Source organism: Phycobacter azelaicus, assembly GCF_014884385.1.
Classification (GTDB): Bacteria; Pseudomonadota; Alphaproteobacteria; order Rhodobacterales; family Rhodobacteraceae; genus Phycobacter; species Phycobacter azelaicus.
Window position 1 is genome coordinate 2,422,301 of the sequence record NZ_WKFH01000003.1, and the last position, 14,749, is coordinate 2,437,049.

Consider the following 14,749-nt stretch of genomic DNA (forward strand, 5'->3'; position numbering starts at 1 on the left):
AACGCTATGATCAGGCCATGGACGAGAGGTTCATGGCGCTGGCCCTGTCGCTGGGGCGGCGCGGGCAGGGCAACTGCTGGCCCAATCCGGCGGTTGGCTGCGTGGTGGTCAAGGACGGGCGCATTCTGGGCCGGGGCTGGACCCAGCCCGGCGGGCGCCCGCATGGAGAAACCGAGGCGCTGGCACAGGCTGGGGCGACCGCGCGCGGTGCTACCGCTTATGTGACGCTGGAACCCTGCTCGCACCACGGGGAAACGCCGCCTTGCGCGCAGGCCCTGATCGATGCGGGTGTGGCCCGTGTCGTCGCCGCCATCGGAGACAGCGACCCAAGGGTTTCGGGGCAGGGTTTCGAGATGCTGCGCTATGCGGGGATCGAAGTCACAACCGGTGTCCTTGCCGAAGAGGCTGCGCGCGACCATGCCGGGTTTTTCCTCAAGACCGAACAGGGTCGCCCTCTGGTGACGCTGAAACTGGCGGGCAGTTTTGATGGTCGCATCGCCACCGGATCGGGACAAAGCAAGTGGATCACCGGCCCCGAGGCGCGCCGCGCGGTGCATGCCATGCGGGCCAGCCATGATGCGGTGATGGTCGGGGCGGGCACGGTGCGTGCCGACGATCCGTCGCTGACCGTGCGCGACCTTGGTGTCCATCGGCAGCCGGTGCGGGTGATCGCCTCGCGCCATCTGGACCTGCCCCTAATGAGCCAGCTTGCCCGTACTGCAAACGACGTTCCGGTCTGGCTCTGTCACGGGCAGGGGGCGGATGTCGAGCGCCTGCGCGCCTGGGAGGGGCTGGGCGCGCGCCTGATCCCCTGCGCCAGCCACGGCGTTCAGCTATCAGCCTCAGATGTTCTGCAGCAGCTTGGTCAGGCCGGGCTGACGCGGGTGTTCTGCGAAGGGGGCAGTGCTCTTGCGGCCTCTCTTCTGGCCTTTGACCTGGTGGATGAGCTGATCGGCTTTACCGCCGGTATCGGCATTGGCGCCGAAGGGCTGCCGTCGATTGGAGCGCTTGGCCTCGGGCGTCTGGATGAGGCGCCTCGGTTCGAACTGGTCGAGACCCGCCCGATTGGCGGTGATATCCTGCACCGTTGGCGGCGTGCTCTGGCATAACGGTGGCGTCCGGCTCAGCGCCACAGGTGGGCATAGCTGGCAAAGAGGCCCTGTAATTTCGACAGGCTCCGGTTGGCCAGGCCCGCCCGTGCTTGCTGCCCCTTTGCAAGCCGTTCCACAACCACCTCAACCGGGCAGGGCAGGCCCGTGACCGGATCGTGATACCTTGGGTAGTCGATCAGCACCGCATGGGCGAGACCGGCCAGACCCGGGCGGGCCTTGCGCCAGGCCGGGGCAGAGATCATGTCGCGTGTCAGCCCCCAGCCAGCATAAAAGGGCGTGCCCAGCACCGTGACCTTTACCCCTCTCAGGAGCGCCTCAAACCCCAGGAGCGAGGTCATAGTCCAGACCTCCTGCACCTCATCCAACAGCGCCATGGGATCGGCATTGCGTGCCACCACATCGGCCAGACCTTCTGGGATGATCTCGGCTGGCACCTCTCCGTTGCGCAGGCCTGACTCGACGTCCGGGTGGGGCTTGTAGATGATCACCGCATCCGGGTTTTCAGCGCGCACGCGGCGCAGCAGGTCCAGATTGCTGCGCACCTTGCCTGCGCCAGTGAGAATGGAGGCGTCATCCTCCACCTGCCCCGGCACGAGGATCCGGTGGCCGGATGGCAGCTCGAGGATTGCGCCGCCCAGATTGTACTTTGAAATGCTGTCGCGCGTCAGGGACTTAATCAGCCGTTCGGCACGCTGCGTCTCGGCATCTCTCATCTCCGCGCGCTTTGCAATCAGATCATCAAGATCCGAGGGGTGGCGCGGATCGTAGTAGATGCCCTGCCGGTCCAGGACCAGCGACATGGGCGGGACCAGCTCGGCCCCAAGGCCCCTTGAGCGCAGAAACCCGTCCTCTAGTCGAAACGCCCCGGCGTGGGATGTATCGGCCTTCGAGGCCCAGACCATCCAGTTGCGCCCGCTTTTGCGCGCCTTCTCGGAGTCCTCGGTGAACAGCACTTTCCGCTCGCGGCCAAAGAAGCCCTGCAGGGGCTTTCGCTTCCACAGGCGCATGCCCGAGGCGGCCCAGCCGACCCGATCCTGCCGCCATGCGCGCACGCGGGCTTCCAGATTGTCGATGACGTGCTCGAGCTCACATAGGTGGTCGCGGAACGGATCGTACCAGGTGGGGTAAAGGATCATCGCGCCGGTGAAGAGCTGCGCCCGCGTCAGGCGGCGGTGGCGGCGTGGGGGCGGGAATTCGTCCTGCGTCAGCCCCCATCCGGCGTAAAAGGGCATGCCAAAGACGCGGGGCTTGTGACCTGCCAGGATGGCTTCGAACCCCAGTTGCGATGAGACGGTGTACACACCTACAGCACCCTCCAAGAGCGGCCAGGGCGAGACGGGATCGCTTAGAATGCTGATCCTGTCATTGGCGTCCTTCTGGCCGAAATAACCGGGCCTGAAACCGGCGCGGGTTTCGGGGTGGGTCTTGATGATAATGCGCGCACCCGGGTTTTCCTCTTGCGCGAAGACCAGCATCTCCCGGAACCGCGCCGCATCGGCGCCAGACGCTGTAACCGAGGCATCCCCGCGCGCCTGGTCCACCACCAGAACATAGCCGGGATCCGGCACCGGCGCCGCAGGAAGGAAGGCATTGTATTTACTAAGGTGCGCATCCATTAGCCGCCCGATGGCGTCACGGGCGCGGCGCATCATTTGGCTGTCATCCAAGGGATGTGTGGCCAGAAGCTGCTCCAGATCCGATGGGGTGGAGGGGTCGAAGTGTGCGCCTGAGCTGTCCAGCAAGAGGCCCATTGGGGCTTCTCCGGCGCGGCCCGGATGCACGGAGCGCAAGAAGGCATCCTCCACCCGAAGCAAATCAGCGCCCCGTTCCCGCGCCACGGCGCGGCCGCGATGAGCGGTGGGAGAGTTTCCCCAGATCCCGACCATATCGCCGTCGCCGGGCAGGCCGAGCCGTACGTCATAGCCTGCCAGCGCCAGAATGCGCCTCAGGCGTTTTTGGGTCAGGAACCCGCCGTTATAGACGAAAAGCCGGGACCTGATGGCCCCGGCTTTGGCGCTGCCATTCGGCATGTCTTGCATCCGCTTGCTATCAGTCGACAATCGAGGCGGCGCTGGAGAGCGAGCCAAGTGGTGTGACCAGCAGCGAGATGGTCTTGGTCCACTGGGCGTAAGGCGCCTCGGTGACGTAAAGGGTGTCGTCGTCCCGGATCACGAAGTCCCGAGCGATGAAAAGCCCATTTGGTTGCGTCAGGTCGAGCACATAGACCAGGCGCTGCGCGCCGATCAGATCGTCGCGTCCCAGAACCTGGTTGGCGATCTCGGCGGGCTCGTTGCGCAGGATGAAGACCCCGGTCGGATCCGACGCTGTGGAAATCAGGCCACCGACCTGTGCGATGGCCTCCAGCGCAGACAGATCCTGACTTTCAAAGGGTACGCGGGCCTGTGCACTGGTGGCGCCAAGCGCGGTAAAGGACCGGGTGTCTTCTTCGACCAGGATCCTGTCGCCGCCGCGCAGGGCGATATCGAGTTCAGGATGATCATAAAGGTCCTGGAACCAGATCTTGCCCTGAGAGGTTCCGCGAATAACGGTCACTTGTGCGATTTCGGGCTGAATGGTGACACCGCCCGCCTGCGCCAGCATGGTAGCAAGGGTGCGGGTGGGGCGTTCGATCGGATAGATGCCCTGGCCAGTGACGGCCCCGGTCAGACTGACGGTGGCGCCGTCCCCTGCAAGGCGGCGGACCTGAACCTGAGGATCTGGTGTCTGGTCTTCCAGTTTCTCGGTGATCATCTCACGCAGCTGTTCGGGCGTGTTGCCGGAGGCACGCAAACGGCCGGCGTATGGCACGAAGATGAACCCGGCGTTGTCCACCTGAACCTCTTCCAACGCGGTTGCGTTGCTGGCCTCGGCGGCGAGGAGCCCGTCATCGACATTCTCCCAGATGGTCAGACCCAGTACGTCGCCGGGGCGGATCGTATCGGAGGTCAGCCGTCCTGCGGATGTAAAGCTGTCTGAAAAACCGAGTGCAGGGACCACGGCAGTCGCTCGGGCAACGCGGTCATTGACAGATACGATAAACGCATCGCCTTGTTTTTGCACGGAGCCGGCGAAGATCTGGCGTTTGTTTGGGCCTACTTTGGGAAGGCCGCAGGAGGCCGCCAGCGTAAGAGCGGCCAGAATCGCGACGGGGCGCGCCCAGCGGAATGGGACGTGTGACACTGCTCGGTCTCCTCGACCTATTATTGTTCTGCCTCAATTTTTTGGAAAACCATAGCCTAACAGAGGATGAAAATCCAGTCTTGCTGGAAAGCCGTGTCAGCTCACCACGCGCAACTGTTGCCGCGGCGCCGCTGTGCCTCGTTTCAGCGCGTCGTAGGGATCGTCCGGAGCCAACATCATATCGACCACTTGCCGAAGCAGTTGCCGACGCCCTTTCTGTGAGTAATACCCGCCTGGAAGTTGGGATGTCTCGAGCAGATAGCGGCGATAGTCTTTGTAGGCACGGTTGTCTGGGCGGGCCGGGGTGGCAAAGAAATCTGGTAGACTTTGTGTCGAAACAAACTCGGGCTTGTCATAGACTGCGCGGCCAAAAACCTTGAGCGGGATGCCGCGCCAAAGGACCTGCTGTCCCGCGGTGGAGTTGACGGTGATCGCCGTGCGAGCCTCGTTCAATAGCTGCGCAAGCTTGCCCCCTCGCACATAGTGGATGCGGTGACTGATGTCATGCTCGCGGGCCAGACGACGCACAACCCGGCGCAAGGGCACCCGGCCGTCCTCAAGCGGGTGCGCCTTGACCACCAGATGATGGTGACGTGGGGCGCCGACGGCGAAGCCTGCGATCACCTCCTCCAGAAAGTCGCTCATACTGTCAAAGGGGGAGTGCATCTGAAAGGAGCTGTCATGCTCAAGCTGCAAAAGAGCCAGATGATAGGGAAAGCCGCCATTGCGGATCCGCCAGGTGGCCAGTCGACGATCAAGCGCCTGAAATGGCATCAGCAAGAGGCGCCTTAGGTAAAGCTGGAATTCACGGGCAACGGGCAGGGCGCGATGCGGGCGGAAGCTTCTGTAGCCACGGTTCCAGAACATCACGAACCAATGATAAAGCGCGCCGTAAAAGACGTGCTGGCGCATGTCCCCCCAGTGGGAGGGGGGTAGCGGGGCCTCCATGTCTGATCTTTCGAGGGCCGTCTGCATCTCCGCCACGGGCATTTCCATCAGGCGCGAGTTGCCATTGGAGCCATCCCGTTCGTAGGTTACCCAATAGGGCCGCAGGTAGCCTTCCTCGAAAACGTGCACCGTGAGGTTGCGTACCTTGGCCAGGCGCACGGCCTCGGCGTGGATCGGGCGGGTGTCGCCGTAAAGTACGATATCCGTTACTCCCCGGGTGTCGCAAATCTGCGCCAGCGTATCTGGCCAGTCCTCGGGGCTGCCGCGATAGGGAATATAGCTGGACCGATGCCGCCAGAACACGCTGTCCCCTTCATTGAAACCGACCCGCCAGACCGAGCACCCGGCCATACGCAGCATCTTGCCGAGGCCATTGAAGAACGGCCCGTGCGGTCCCTGCAGAAACAGGAAGCAACGATGCGGATTTGGGTTGGCTCTGGACATCGGACGACTCTGGTTTTTGCGGGATGCTACCTGAACATGGTTAATGAAGGGCTGGTCCACCCAAGGACTACTTAACCGCGCACTGCGGCGAAACTATGTCCTGCTCGGCCCATGAGCAATCGGTCTTGCTCAAAGGTCATTTGCTGAGTGCAGCGTGCGGGGAAGGCTTGTGAAGCGCTCGGGCAGGCACTACCTCTGGGCGCAAGGACGAACGGTCACGGAGCGCGCCACCATGTTTACAGGTATCATCACTGATGTCGGAACCATCGCCGAACTGGAGCAGCAGGGCGACCTGCGCGCGCGCATCAAGACCGCCTATGACACCTCGGGGATCGATCTTGGGGCCTCCATCGCCTCGGATGGGGTTTGTCTGACAGTGATCGAGCTGGGCGCGGACTGGTATGATGTTCAGATCTCGGCAGAGACCGTCTCCAAGACCAATATCGGCGCCTGGACCGTGGGCAAACGGGTCAACCTGGAACGTGCACTGAAGGTGGGTGACGAACTGGGGGGACATATCGTGTCGGGCCATGTGGATGGTGTCGCCGAGGTGGTGGAAATCAAGGATGAGGGAGACAGCACCCGCGTCACCCTGCGCGCACCGAAGGATCTGGCCCGCTTTATCGCGCCGAAAGGGTCGGTTGCGCTGAACGGCACCTCCCTCACGGTCAACGATGTGGAAGGCTGCGATTTCGGCATCAACTTCATCCCGCACACCAAGGAGGTGACCACCTGGGGTGATGTGAAGCTGGGCGATCAGGTGAACCTCGAAATCGACACCCTGGCCCGCTATGTGGCGCGGCTGGCAGAGGCCGGGTCATGAGCGGAGCTGGTATCGCCGGGATCGGCCACAACAACGGCCCCAGCATGGAGGCCGGGCGCGCCTGGCGCATTCATGCCTGGAAGAAGGCTCAGAAACGTCTGATGCCAAATACAATCCCGAAGCTGGTGCTGCAGATGCGGATCAAACGGGCGGCAGAGCTGGGGATGGATTACAAGACCTATGCCCGCGTTCGGCAGACCTCGGGACAGGACGTCACGGGGCTGCTGTTTTCCTCCAACGCGCTGCGCATCATCGCCTATGGCGCCCATATGCCCGCGGTCGAGCGGCGCGCACTGGAGGCGGTGAGGAACTCCAGCAAGCTGGCGCTGGTGCACAGGCCGAACACCCCCGAGGCTGTTCTGGCCGCGCACCCGGTGCTGGATGCGGCGGGCGCGGCTCCGAAGTTCAACGAAAGCTGGTCCGAAATGCGCGCCCGTGTGCAGGATCTGATCCGCAGTCAGGGCCTGCCGGGGGCTGCGGTCGTGGTGATCGGCGACGCTCCCCTTGAAAGCGAATGAAGCACAGCCGTCGGCGCCGCTGCCTATCTTTCTTCGGGTGAGTATTTCCGCCATCACACCCTCTGAAGCGGTTCCCTTCCGCTCGGCGGAGTGCTCCCGCCCCCTGAGTCAGCATCGAAGATGCAGCCTCAAGGCGTTGGGCCGGGCGCGCCGCTGGCGCGGCGCGGATCACCACATGTCGCCGACGGTATAGCCCTTGGGAAAAGGGTCGCTTGGGTCCAGCGTGTAGCTGGAGAGCCCGTAGATCCAGCCCTGACCGGACAGCGTCGGCACGATGGCCGGGTAGGGGCCGACCTTGGTTTCCTCGACAATGCGACCGGTGAAGGTGGTGCCCAACGGGCCTGCATTCACATAGTCCTGCCCCAGGTCAAGCTGCCCCTTTGCATGCAGGACCGCCATCTTGGCACAGGTGCCGGTGCCGCAGGGGGAGCGGTCGAGGATGCCGCTGGCCTCCTGCGGGCGGGCGGGGTCAAAGGGGCCGGTCGAGATCGTGATGGCGCCGCGCCCCTGGGTTCCCGCAGTAATGGGCGCGCCCCAGAGATTGGTGATCGTGGGGCCGGTGATCGAAGGGTTTTCCGGGTGGCTGACGGGCAGCTGTTCGACCGTGGCGTGGCGGATGGCTTCGCTGACGCGGGTGATCTCCTTGCCGTTCTCTGCCGACAGATCCACGCCCAGCCGGTCTGCGTCGGCCAGAACGAAGAACATGCCGCCCCAGGCTACATCGACGCTGACGGTGCCGAGGCCCGTGACCTCGACCTCTGCATCCAGATGCACGGCGAAGGCGGGCACGTTGCGAAAGTTGACACGTGTGACCTTGCCGTCCCGGCAGTCGGCCCGCACCCGGATCAACCCGGCGGGTGCCTCCAGTGTCAGCTCGGTCACCGGTTCCACCATCGGCAGGATCCCACTCTCAAGCAGCACCGTCACCACGCAGATGGTGTTGGAGCCGGACATGGGCGGGTATTCGGTCTGCTCGAAGATGATGAAGCCCGCGTCGGCCTCTGGGTGGCAGGGCGGCACGATCGCATTGCCGCACAGACCCGGATTGCCGCGTGGCTCGCGCAGCATCATCAGGCGGATCTCATCGTGATTGGCGGCCATGTCCTGCATTTTCTCAAACACGCTGGCACCCTTCAGCAGCGGCATGCCGCCGGTGATCACACGGCCGGGTTCGCCCTCGGCGTGGGCCTCATAGGCTTGCAGGATACGGGAGGCGCGCATGGGCTTGGCTTTCACTGTTGATCCGATGCCGGAAGGCTAGCAGCCCTTTGCGCATCTGCAAACGTCGCGTCTCCGATTTCAAGAGAGCCAACCGGGCTGGCCTTTGGCGCTTGGCTGCGTTATCCCGCTGGCAACGTGGCAAGCCGCTGGCGCTTGCCGAACGGAGCATGAAAGGCCGGGACATGAGCTTTGAAACACCGGGGCCGGTCGAGGCCCGCCTGCGCGACGCAATCAGCCCGATCGAAGAGATCATCGAAGAGGCCCGCCAGGGACGCATGTTCATCCTCGTGGATCATGAGGATCGCGAAAACGAGGGCGATCTTGTGATTCCGGCCCAATTCGCCGATGCCGATGCCATCAACTTCATGGCGACCCACGGGCGCGGGCTGATCTGCCTGCCGATGACCGCAGAGCGGATCGACAGCCTTGGTCTGCCGATGATGGCAGTGAACAACTCTTCGCGGCATGAGACCGCCTTTACTGTCTCGATCGAGGCGCGCGAAGGAGTGTCGACCGGCATCTCTGCCGCTGACCGGGCTCTGACCGTGGCAACTGCGATCAACGAGCAGAACACCATGGCTGCTATCGCAACCCCCGGCCATGTCTTCCCGCTGCGCGCAAAACGGGGCGGCGTCTTGGTGCGTGCGGGTCACACGGAGGCGGCAGTCGATATCTCGCGCCTTGCGGGGCTGCATCCTTCGGGCGTGATCTGCGAGATCATGAAGGAAGACGGCACCATGGCGCGCCTGCCGGATCTAGTGGAATTTGCCGCCAAACACGGCCAGAAGATCGGCACCATCAGCGACCTGATTGCTTATCGCGCGCGCAACGACAACCTGGTGACGGAAACCTCCTGCGAGACGGTTACTTCTGAATTCGGCGGCGAATGGGAGATGCGCTTGTTCACCGATCAGACCCACGGGGTTGAACATGTGGTGATGATCAAGGGCGATATCACCACGCCCGAGCCGGTTCTGGCTCGCACCCATGCGCTGCACGAGGCCACCGATATTCTGGGCCTCGGCCCAAAATCCGCCCGCCAGCTGCCCCGTGCGATGGAAATCATTGCAGCCGAGGGGCGCGGGGTCGTGACCCTGTTCCGTCAGCCGCGAAATGCCCTATATGCCTATGAGGACGACGGATCGCGCACATTGACGATCAAGCAGACCGGGATCGGCGCGCAGATCCTGTCGAACCTGGGCCTGAAGGATTTGATCCTGCTGACGGATTCGCCCTCCACTAAATATGTGGGCCTTGATGCCTATGGGCTGTCGATCGTCGGCACCCGTCCCATTCTGAAGGAAGAGTGATATGGCCGGACACGAAAGCCACTACATCCTGCCGCGTCCCAGCTTTGACAAGCCGGTCAAGCTGCTGATCGTGGTTGCGCCGTACTACAAAGACATTGCCGACAACCTGGTCGCAGGTGCCAAGGCCGAGATCGAGGCCGTGGGCGGTACCTGGGATCTGGTCGAGGTGCCCGGCGCGCTGGAGGTGCCGACGGCGATCTCGATTGCGGACCGGACCTCGAACTTTGACGGCTATGTGGCGCTGGGCTGCGTGATCCGGGGCGAGACCACCCATTACGACACGGTCTGCAACGACAGCAGTCGCGCGATCCAGCTGATGGGGTTGCAGGGCCTGTGCATCGGCAACGGCATCCTGACGGTGGAAAACCGTTCCCAGGCCGAGGTACGCGCGGACCCGGCGGATCAGAACAAGGGGGGCGGCGCTGCTGCTGCGGCCTTGCATCTGATCGCACTGACGCGTAAGTGGGGCGCCCAGACCAAGGGAGTCGGCTTCAAGGCGCCTTCCGACGCCATCCAACTGGCTGGCAAAGATCTGGCCAGCATAGATAACGGACCCACCACAGCATGAGCACCTCAGGCGGCGCCCGCAAGGGCAATGGCAAGACCCAGATGAAATCGGCAGCGCGGCTTTTTGCGGTGCAGGCGCTGTTCCAGATGGAGCAGAGCGGTCAGACCTTTGACCAGGTGATCGTTGAATTCGAGGATCATCGCTTTGGCGCTGTCTATGAAGGGGATGAATACGCCGAAGGCGACACCAAGCTTTTCCGCAAGCTGGTTGAAGAGGCGGTCAACTATCAGGCGAAGATCGACCAGATGACCGATCGTGCGCTGGTGGCGAAATGGCCGATTGCACGGATTGACCCCACCTTGAGGGCTCTGTTCCGCGCGGCTGGCGCTGAGCTGATTGAGGCCGAAACGCCTGTCAAAGTGGTTATCAACGAGTTTGTTGATGTGGCATTCGCGTTCTTCCCTGAGGGCAAGGAGCCCAAATTCGTGAATGCTGTGCTGGATCACATGGCTCGCGAGGCACGCCCCGACGCCTTCTGATCTGCGAACGGCAAGAGGGTTTCCCCTTTTGCTCGCAAAAGACGTGCTTCGGCGCGTCTTTTTGCTTTTTCAGCCGCAGTTTCCCCAATGGGTGCAGGGCAGGCAGGTCAAATTCCGCCGATTGCATGTATTTTCTATTTATTATGCTGGACCGCATTCTTCTGAGTGTTACCATCCAACTTGTATCAACTGGAGGGTTTCCGATGCCAAAGCTCGTTCGTCTCTATATTCGCAATGTGGCCTTGGGCTTTGCGATTGCGGCGATCTTTGTCGGGCTGCTTCTGTGGTTCAACGTGATGAACCTCTGGGGTCTGGTCAGCACCTCTGACGTGGGTCTTTTGGCAGTCGGTATCCTTTGGTTCATGAACGGCATCGTATTTGCCGGGGTGCAATTTGCCTTTGCGGTGATGTCCCTGGCCGAGAAGAAAGGCGGACCGCGCGGCGGAACGCCGGTTTCTCATCACCTGGAACCTATCCGCGTCGAAGCCAAAGCCGAGGCAGTGCGCGAGCGCCAGGTTCGGCTGAAGCGCTGAGCAAACCCGTCAGTTGAGCTATGCCGTCGGTCAGATGCCCGGTGGGTGGGACGATGGTTTTGGTCCTACCTTCAGGTGCGCGTGAAGGTTTCGGCTGGGGCGAGACGCGCTGGGTGGTCAGCCTTGGTTGGGCCGCATGATAGCCTCAAAGCACCAGTGAACCGCCTGCGCAGGTTTAAGTCGGTCGAAGTTTCTGTGCCTGATCCACATCAATGATAAACTCTGTATTCGGGATATGTGTGCCCTGACCCGTTCAAGACAATCAAAGAGGCTTCACATGTTCCGTCTGGCATTCATCCTGCATTTGTTCATCGGCTCTACGCTGGCAGGAAGCGCAGTTATTGCGGCGCTGGTTTTGGGGCAAGATAGCTTGCAACCAATTCTATTTGCCGCGGCCGTTGGTTTTCTGACCGCTTTTCCCGTGACTTGGCTAGTGGCGCGCAGGCTGTACAGTCATCGCTGACCGTCTGGCGGTCACAGCTTTTTCTGTATGTCCGTGGCCGCCTGTTCGATGGCCGTGCCTGCTTTGTTGATGTCACGACCTGCCCCTTTGGCGGTCTCGCAGGCTGTCAGTCCCATCAAGGCGATCCCTGTCAGGATGTACTTTAGCATTCTGGTCTCCGTTATGCGTCACTTCGGTCCCTTTGGGATGCATCTAGCATTGGTTCGGCCTTGCAGCCAGAGGTAAGGTGGCGAGCGCTACGCCTCACCATTTCCTGCGAGTTTATTGACCAAGGTCAAAGCACTATCGTCACCTTTGGGAGAGAACCCGCTGGAAAACTGATTTCGGGAGGAAAAGACAGATGACGTTTGAAAATCGAAAACAAACCCTTGAGGCGCGCCGGACGGCCCTGACAGCACATCTTGTTGAGGTCGAGCATGAGTTGGATGCACCTATGCCAAAAGACTGGGAAGATCGCTCATCCGAGCGTCAAGGTGACGAGGTCCTGGAGCGACTCGGTCAGGCAGAACTGGACGAACTGCGCCAGATTGATGCGGCTCTGGGCCGCTTGGAAGATGGATCCTATGGCTATTGCCAGATTTGCGGTGAAGCCATCTCCAGCGAGCGTCTGGACCTCATACCCGCAACACCCTTTTGCAAAAAATGCGCCAGATAGCGACCGAAGGCGAGGCTAATGCTACGGCTTGCCCGCCTGTCGCGCATAAAGAACAAATCATGCCGGGCATCCTGTTGCGGCTGTGGGCCGTGTTGCGGGCAGCGCATTTGTACGGTGCGCGCCGTGCGTACTGGCTATTCGCCGCGTTTCAGGGGGATAAAGGGTCATGAGCAGCGAACTCGACAGGCTTTGAGTAAAAGAATTCGACGCTTCCCGGCATCTATGGCGCAATTTCGCACAGCCACCGTTGCCGAGGGTTTCGCGATGTGGCACAACCTGTCTCAAATGACTGAACAGACGAGTTTAGCACATGACTGACTTCGCCGAACGTCGCCGGATGATGGTGGACACTCAGGTCCGCCCCTCGGATGTGACGAAATATCCAATTATCGAAGCGATGCTGGCGGTTCCGCGCGAAAGCTTTGTTCCCGACGCACAGCGGGAAGCGGCCTATGCAGACCAGAATCTGGATCTGGGGCAGGGGCGTGTTCTTTTGGAACCGCGCACCCTTGCGAAAATCCTGGACGCACTTGATATCCAGAGCGACGAACTGGTGCTCGATGTGGGCTGCGCGCTTGGCTATTCGACGGCCGTCGTGGCACGCGTTGCCCAGATGGTGATCGGCGTTGAAGAGGACGAGGAAATGGGCGCGGATGCTCAGGCACAGCTGTCGGATGCCGGTGCCGACAACGCCATCGTCCACGTAGGTACCTTGTCAGAGGGCGCAGCAGAGCATGGTCCCTATGACGTGATCATAATCGAGGGGGGAGCCGAGGATGTCCCGTCCACGCTTCTCGACCAACTTCGTGAAGGCGGACGGGTCGCGGTCATTTTCATGAGCGGTGCGCTCGGAGAGGTGAAAATCGGCTACAAGACGGCTGGCCAGCTGTCCTGGCGGTTTGAGTTCAACGCAGGTGCACCGGTTCTACCCGGTTTTGCCGCGGCGCGGGAATTTGCGCTCTGAGCTCTTTGAAAGGAACAGAACTGCGCTCCCAGAACAGGAGCGCAGACATAATTTGAACACCCCGCGGCTGGCGGCGCGGCAAACGACAAGGCAACCGATGCGAAAGATTTCCCCGGTGAAGTTTCTGAAAACGTTTGTTTGTGCTGGCGCGATGATGGTGGCCCTATCGACGCCGCAGGCTGCAAAAGCTGACAACCTCTCCGACGCGATGATCGGAGCTTACAAGACCAGCGGTCTTCTGGAGCAGAACCGCGCGCTGTTGCGGGCCACCGACGAAAGTGTTGCCGTTGCCGTTGCCAGGTTGCGTCCGATTGTAGATTTCGCCGTGACGGCCAGCCACCGGTACAACCGTGGCCCGACGACGTTTGGGTTTTCGGACACCGACACCAACACTCTTGAGGCCGGTGTCAGTTTGGAATGGCTACTGTATGATGGTGGCGCCTCGCGGCTGAGCCAGCTTGCGGCGCAAGAAACGGTTCTCTCCACGCGTCAAAGCCTTCTGGATATCGAACAACAGGTTCTGTTTTCGGCAGTCCAGGCCTATGTGAATGTGCTTTTGCAGCAGGACACTGTGCGGCTGCGCAGCAATAACCTGCGTCTGTTGCGCGAAGAACTGCGTGCCGCACAGGACCGTTTCGAAGTGGGCGAAGTGACCCGCACCGACGTTGCCCTTGCCGAAAGCCGCGTGGCCGGTGCTCGTGCCAATCTGACCCAAAGCCAGGGTGACCTTCTGGAAGCCAAGGCCACCTATCAGCAGGTTGTTGGATCTCCGATCAATGTGGTTGCGGGGCAGCCGCCCCTGCCGCAACGAGTAGCGTCGCTCCAAGCTGCTGAGTCGGTTGCGATGCGAAATCACCCCAGTCTGTTGGCACGGCAACATGCGGTGAAGGCGGCTGAACACACGGCGGCGAGCACGGCGAAGAACCTAGGCCCCAGCCTGCGGCTGCGAGCGGACGCCGGCCACTCCATCAACCTTGATGGGGGCCGCGATTCCGACACTTCGGGCGTCAGCCTCGTGCTCTCTCAGCGGCTTTATGGCGGCGGCAGCCTTGCAGCAGCCCGGCGGGCTGATGTTGCGCGCCTCGACGCTGAAAAGGGCGCCCTTATTTCGACACAGCGTTCTGTATCCCAGGCCGTGGCTGCGGCCTATGTGTCGCTTGAGGCGGCGCGGGCAAGCCTTGTGTCATCCGGCGAGCAGGTGCGTGCGGCGCAAGTGGCCTTTGACGGTATCCGTGAAGAAGCAACTTTGGGCGCCCGCACCACGCTGGACGTTCTGCAGGCCGAGCAGGAGCTATTGAACGCGCAGACCGCTCGAGTACAGGCCCGCGCCAATCAGGCGCTAGCGGCATATCAGTTGCTGCAGGCGCAGGGCCTCCTTACGGCCGAACATCTGGGCCTTGCGGTAGAGATCTACGACCCGACGCTCTACTATAATCTGGTAAAAGATGCCCCGGCCAATGTCAGCCAACGCAGCAAGGATCTTGACCGGGTCATGAAGGCGCTTGGTCGGAACTGATACAGTCTGTGAGAC

The 14,749-nt window shown here is 61.8% G+C and carries 16 protein-coding genes; 11 read left to right on the forward strand and 5 right to left on the reverse strand.

Translation table 11 applies throughout. The features are described 5' to 3' along the window. The first annotated feature begins 32 nt into the window (after positions 1–32). Positions 33–1,109 carry a bifunctional diaminohydroxyphosphoribosylaminopyrimidine deaminase/5-amino-6-(5-phosphoribosylamino)uracil reductase RibD gene (gene ribD, locus INS80_RS12685; RefSeq protein WP_192967277.1) on the forward strand — a complete coding sequence of 359 codons (1,077 nt, stop codon included), beginning with the start codon at positions 33–35 and terminating at the stop codon, positions 1,107–1,109. Between the two features lie 14 nt (positions 1,110–1,123). On the opposite strand, the gene INS80_RS12690 is transcribed toward ribD, so the two are convergent. The 3 genes from INS80_RS12690 to INS80_RS12700 form a co-directional block, all read right to left on the reverse strand. Then, a complete protein-coding gene (locus INS80_RS12690; RefSeq protein ID WP_192965985.1) occupies positions 1,124–3,142 on the reverse strand; it encodes a capsule polysaccharide biogenesis protein in 2,019 nt (672 codons plus the stop codon). A 19-nt stretch (positions 3,143–3,161) separates the two neighbouring features. Further along, positions 3,162–4,292, reverse strand: a complete 1,131-nt coding sequence (locus INS80_RS12695; RefSeq protein ID WP_192965986.1) for a polysaccharide biosynthesis/export family protein — start codon at positions 4,290–4,292, stop codon at positions 3,162–3,164. A 96-nt stretch (positions 4,293–4,388) separates the two neighbouring features. After that, entirely contained in the window at positions 4,389–5,684 is a 1,296-nt protein-coding gene (locus tag INS80_RS12700) for a capsule polysaccharide biogenesis protein (RefSeq protein ID WP_192965987.1), read from the reverse strand. Positions 5,685–5,916: 232 nt separating this feature from the next. Here INS80_RS12700 and INS80_RS12705 point away from each other — a divergent pair, with 232 nt between their 5' ends. Both INS80_RS12705 and INS80_RS12710 read left to right on the forward strand, forming a co-directional pair. Next, positions 5,917–6,507: a riboflavin synthase gene (locus tag INS80_RS12705; protein WP_192965988.1), complete on the forward strand. Its 591-nt coding sequence runs from the start codon at positions 5,917–5,919 to the stop codon at positions 6,505–6,507. Further along, positions 6,504–7,025, forward strand: coding sequence for a hypothetical protein (locus tag INS80_RS12710; protein ID WP_192965989.1), 522 nt, complete (start codon positions 6,504–6,506; stop codon positions 7,023–7,025). Before INS80_RS12705 ends, INS80_RS12710 begins: the two co-directional genes overlap by 4 nt. Before the next feature lie 168 nt (positions 7,026–7,193). On the opposite strand, the gene INS80_RS12715 is transcribed toward INS80_RS12710, so the two are convergent. Next, positions 7,194–8,261, reverse strand: coding sequence for a proline racemase family protein (locus tag INS80_RS12715; RefSeq protein ID WP_369411405.1), 1,068 nt, complete (start codon positions 8,259–8,261; stop codon positions 7,194–7,196). Between the two features lie 167 nt (positions 8,262–8,428). On the opposite strand from INS80_RS12715, the gene ribB reads away from it, so the two are divergent. The 5 genes from ribB (at position 8,429) to INS80_RS12740 (ending at position 11,599) form a co-directional block, all read left to right on the forward strand. Further along, positions 8,429–9,556, forward strand: coding sequence for a 3,4-dihydroxy-2-butanone-4-phosphate synthase (gene ribB, locus INS80_RS12720; RefSeq protein ID WP_192965991.1), 1,128 nt, complete (start codon positions 8,429–8,431; stop codon positions 9,554–9,556). 1 nt (position 9,557) lies between these two features. After that, positions 9,558–10,124: a 6,7-dimethyl-8-ribityllumazine synthase gene (locus INS80_RS12725; protein WP_192965992.1), complete on the forward strand. Its 567-nt coding sequence runs from the start codon at positions 9,558–9,560 to the stop codon at positions 10,122–10,124. Beyond that, on the forward strand, positions 10,121–10,603 hold the full coding sequence (nusB, locus tag INS80_RS12730) for a transcription antitermination factor NusB (protein ID WP_192965993.1): 483 nt from the start codon (positions 10,121–10,123) through the stop codon (positions 10,601–10,603). Before INS80_RS12725 ends, nusB begins: the two co-directional genes overlap by 4 nt. Before the next feature lie 203 nt (positions 10,604–10,806). After that, a complete protein-coding gene (locus INS80_RS12735) occupies positions 10,807–11,136 on the forward strand; it encodes a hypothetical protein (protein ID WP_192965994.1) in 330 nt (109 codons plus the stop codon). 277 nt (positions 11,137–11,413) lie between these two features. Then, positions 11,414–11,599, forward strand: a complete 186-nt coding sequence (locus tag INS80_RS12740; protein ID WP_192965995.1) for a CTP synthetase — start codon at positions 11,414–11,416, stop codon at positions 11,597–11,599. Positions 11,600–11,610: 11 nt separating this feature from the next. Here the strand turns inward: INS80_RS12740 and INS80_RS12745 are convergent, their stop codons facing one another. Then, positions 11,611–11,748, reverse strand: a complete 138-nt coding sequence (locus INS80_RS12745; RefSeq protein ID WP_192965996.1) for an entericidin A/B family lipoprotein — start codon at positions 11,746–11,748, stop codon at positions 11,611–11,613. Positions 11,749–11,939: 191 nt separating this feature from the next. Between INS80_RS12745 and INS80_RS12750 the strand changes: the two genes are divergently transcribed. From INS80_RS12750 to INS80_RS12760, 3 genes are all read left to right on the forward strand, one after another. After that, positions 11,940–12,254: a TraR/DksA family transcriptional regulator gene (locus INS80_RS12750; RefSeq protein WP_192965997.1), complete on the forward strand. Its 315-nt coding sequence runs from the start codon at positions 11,940–11,942 to the stop codon at positions 12,252–12,254. Positions 12,255–12,564: 310 nt separating this feature from the next. Next, positions 12,565–13,218 (forward strand): protein-L-isoaspartate O-methyltransferase family protein, encoded by a 654-nt coding sequence (locus INS80_RS12755; RefSeq protein WP_192965998.1) that lies wholly within the window; start codon positions 12,565–12,567, stop codon positions 13,216–13,218. A gap of 97 nt (positions 13,219–13,315) precedes the next feature. Beyond that, positions 13,316–14,734: a TolC family outer membrane protein gene (locus INS80_RS12760; RefSeq protein ID WP_192965999.1), complete on the forward strand. Its 1,419-nt coding sequence runs from the start codon at positions 13,316–13,318 to the stop codon at positions 14,732–14,734. The last annotated feature ends 15 nt before the right edge of the window (positions 14,735–14,749 follow it).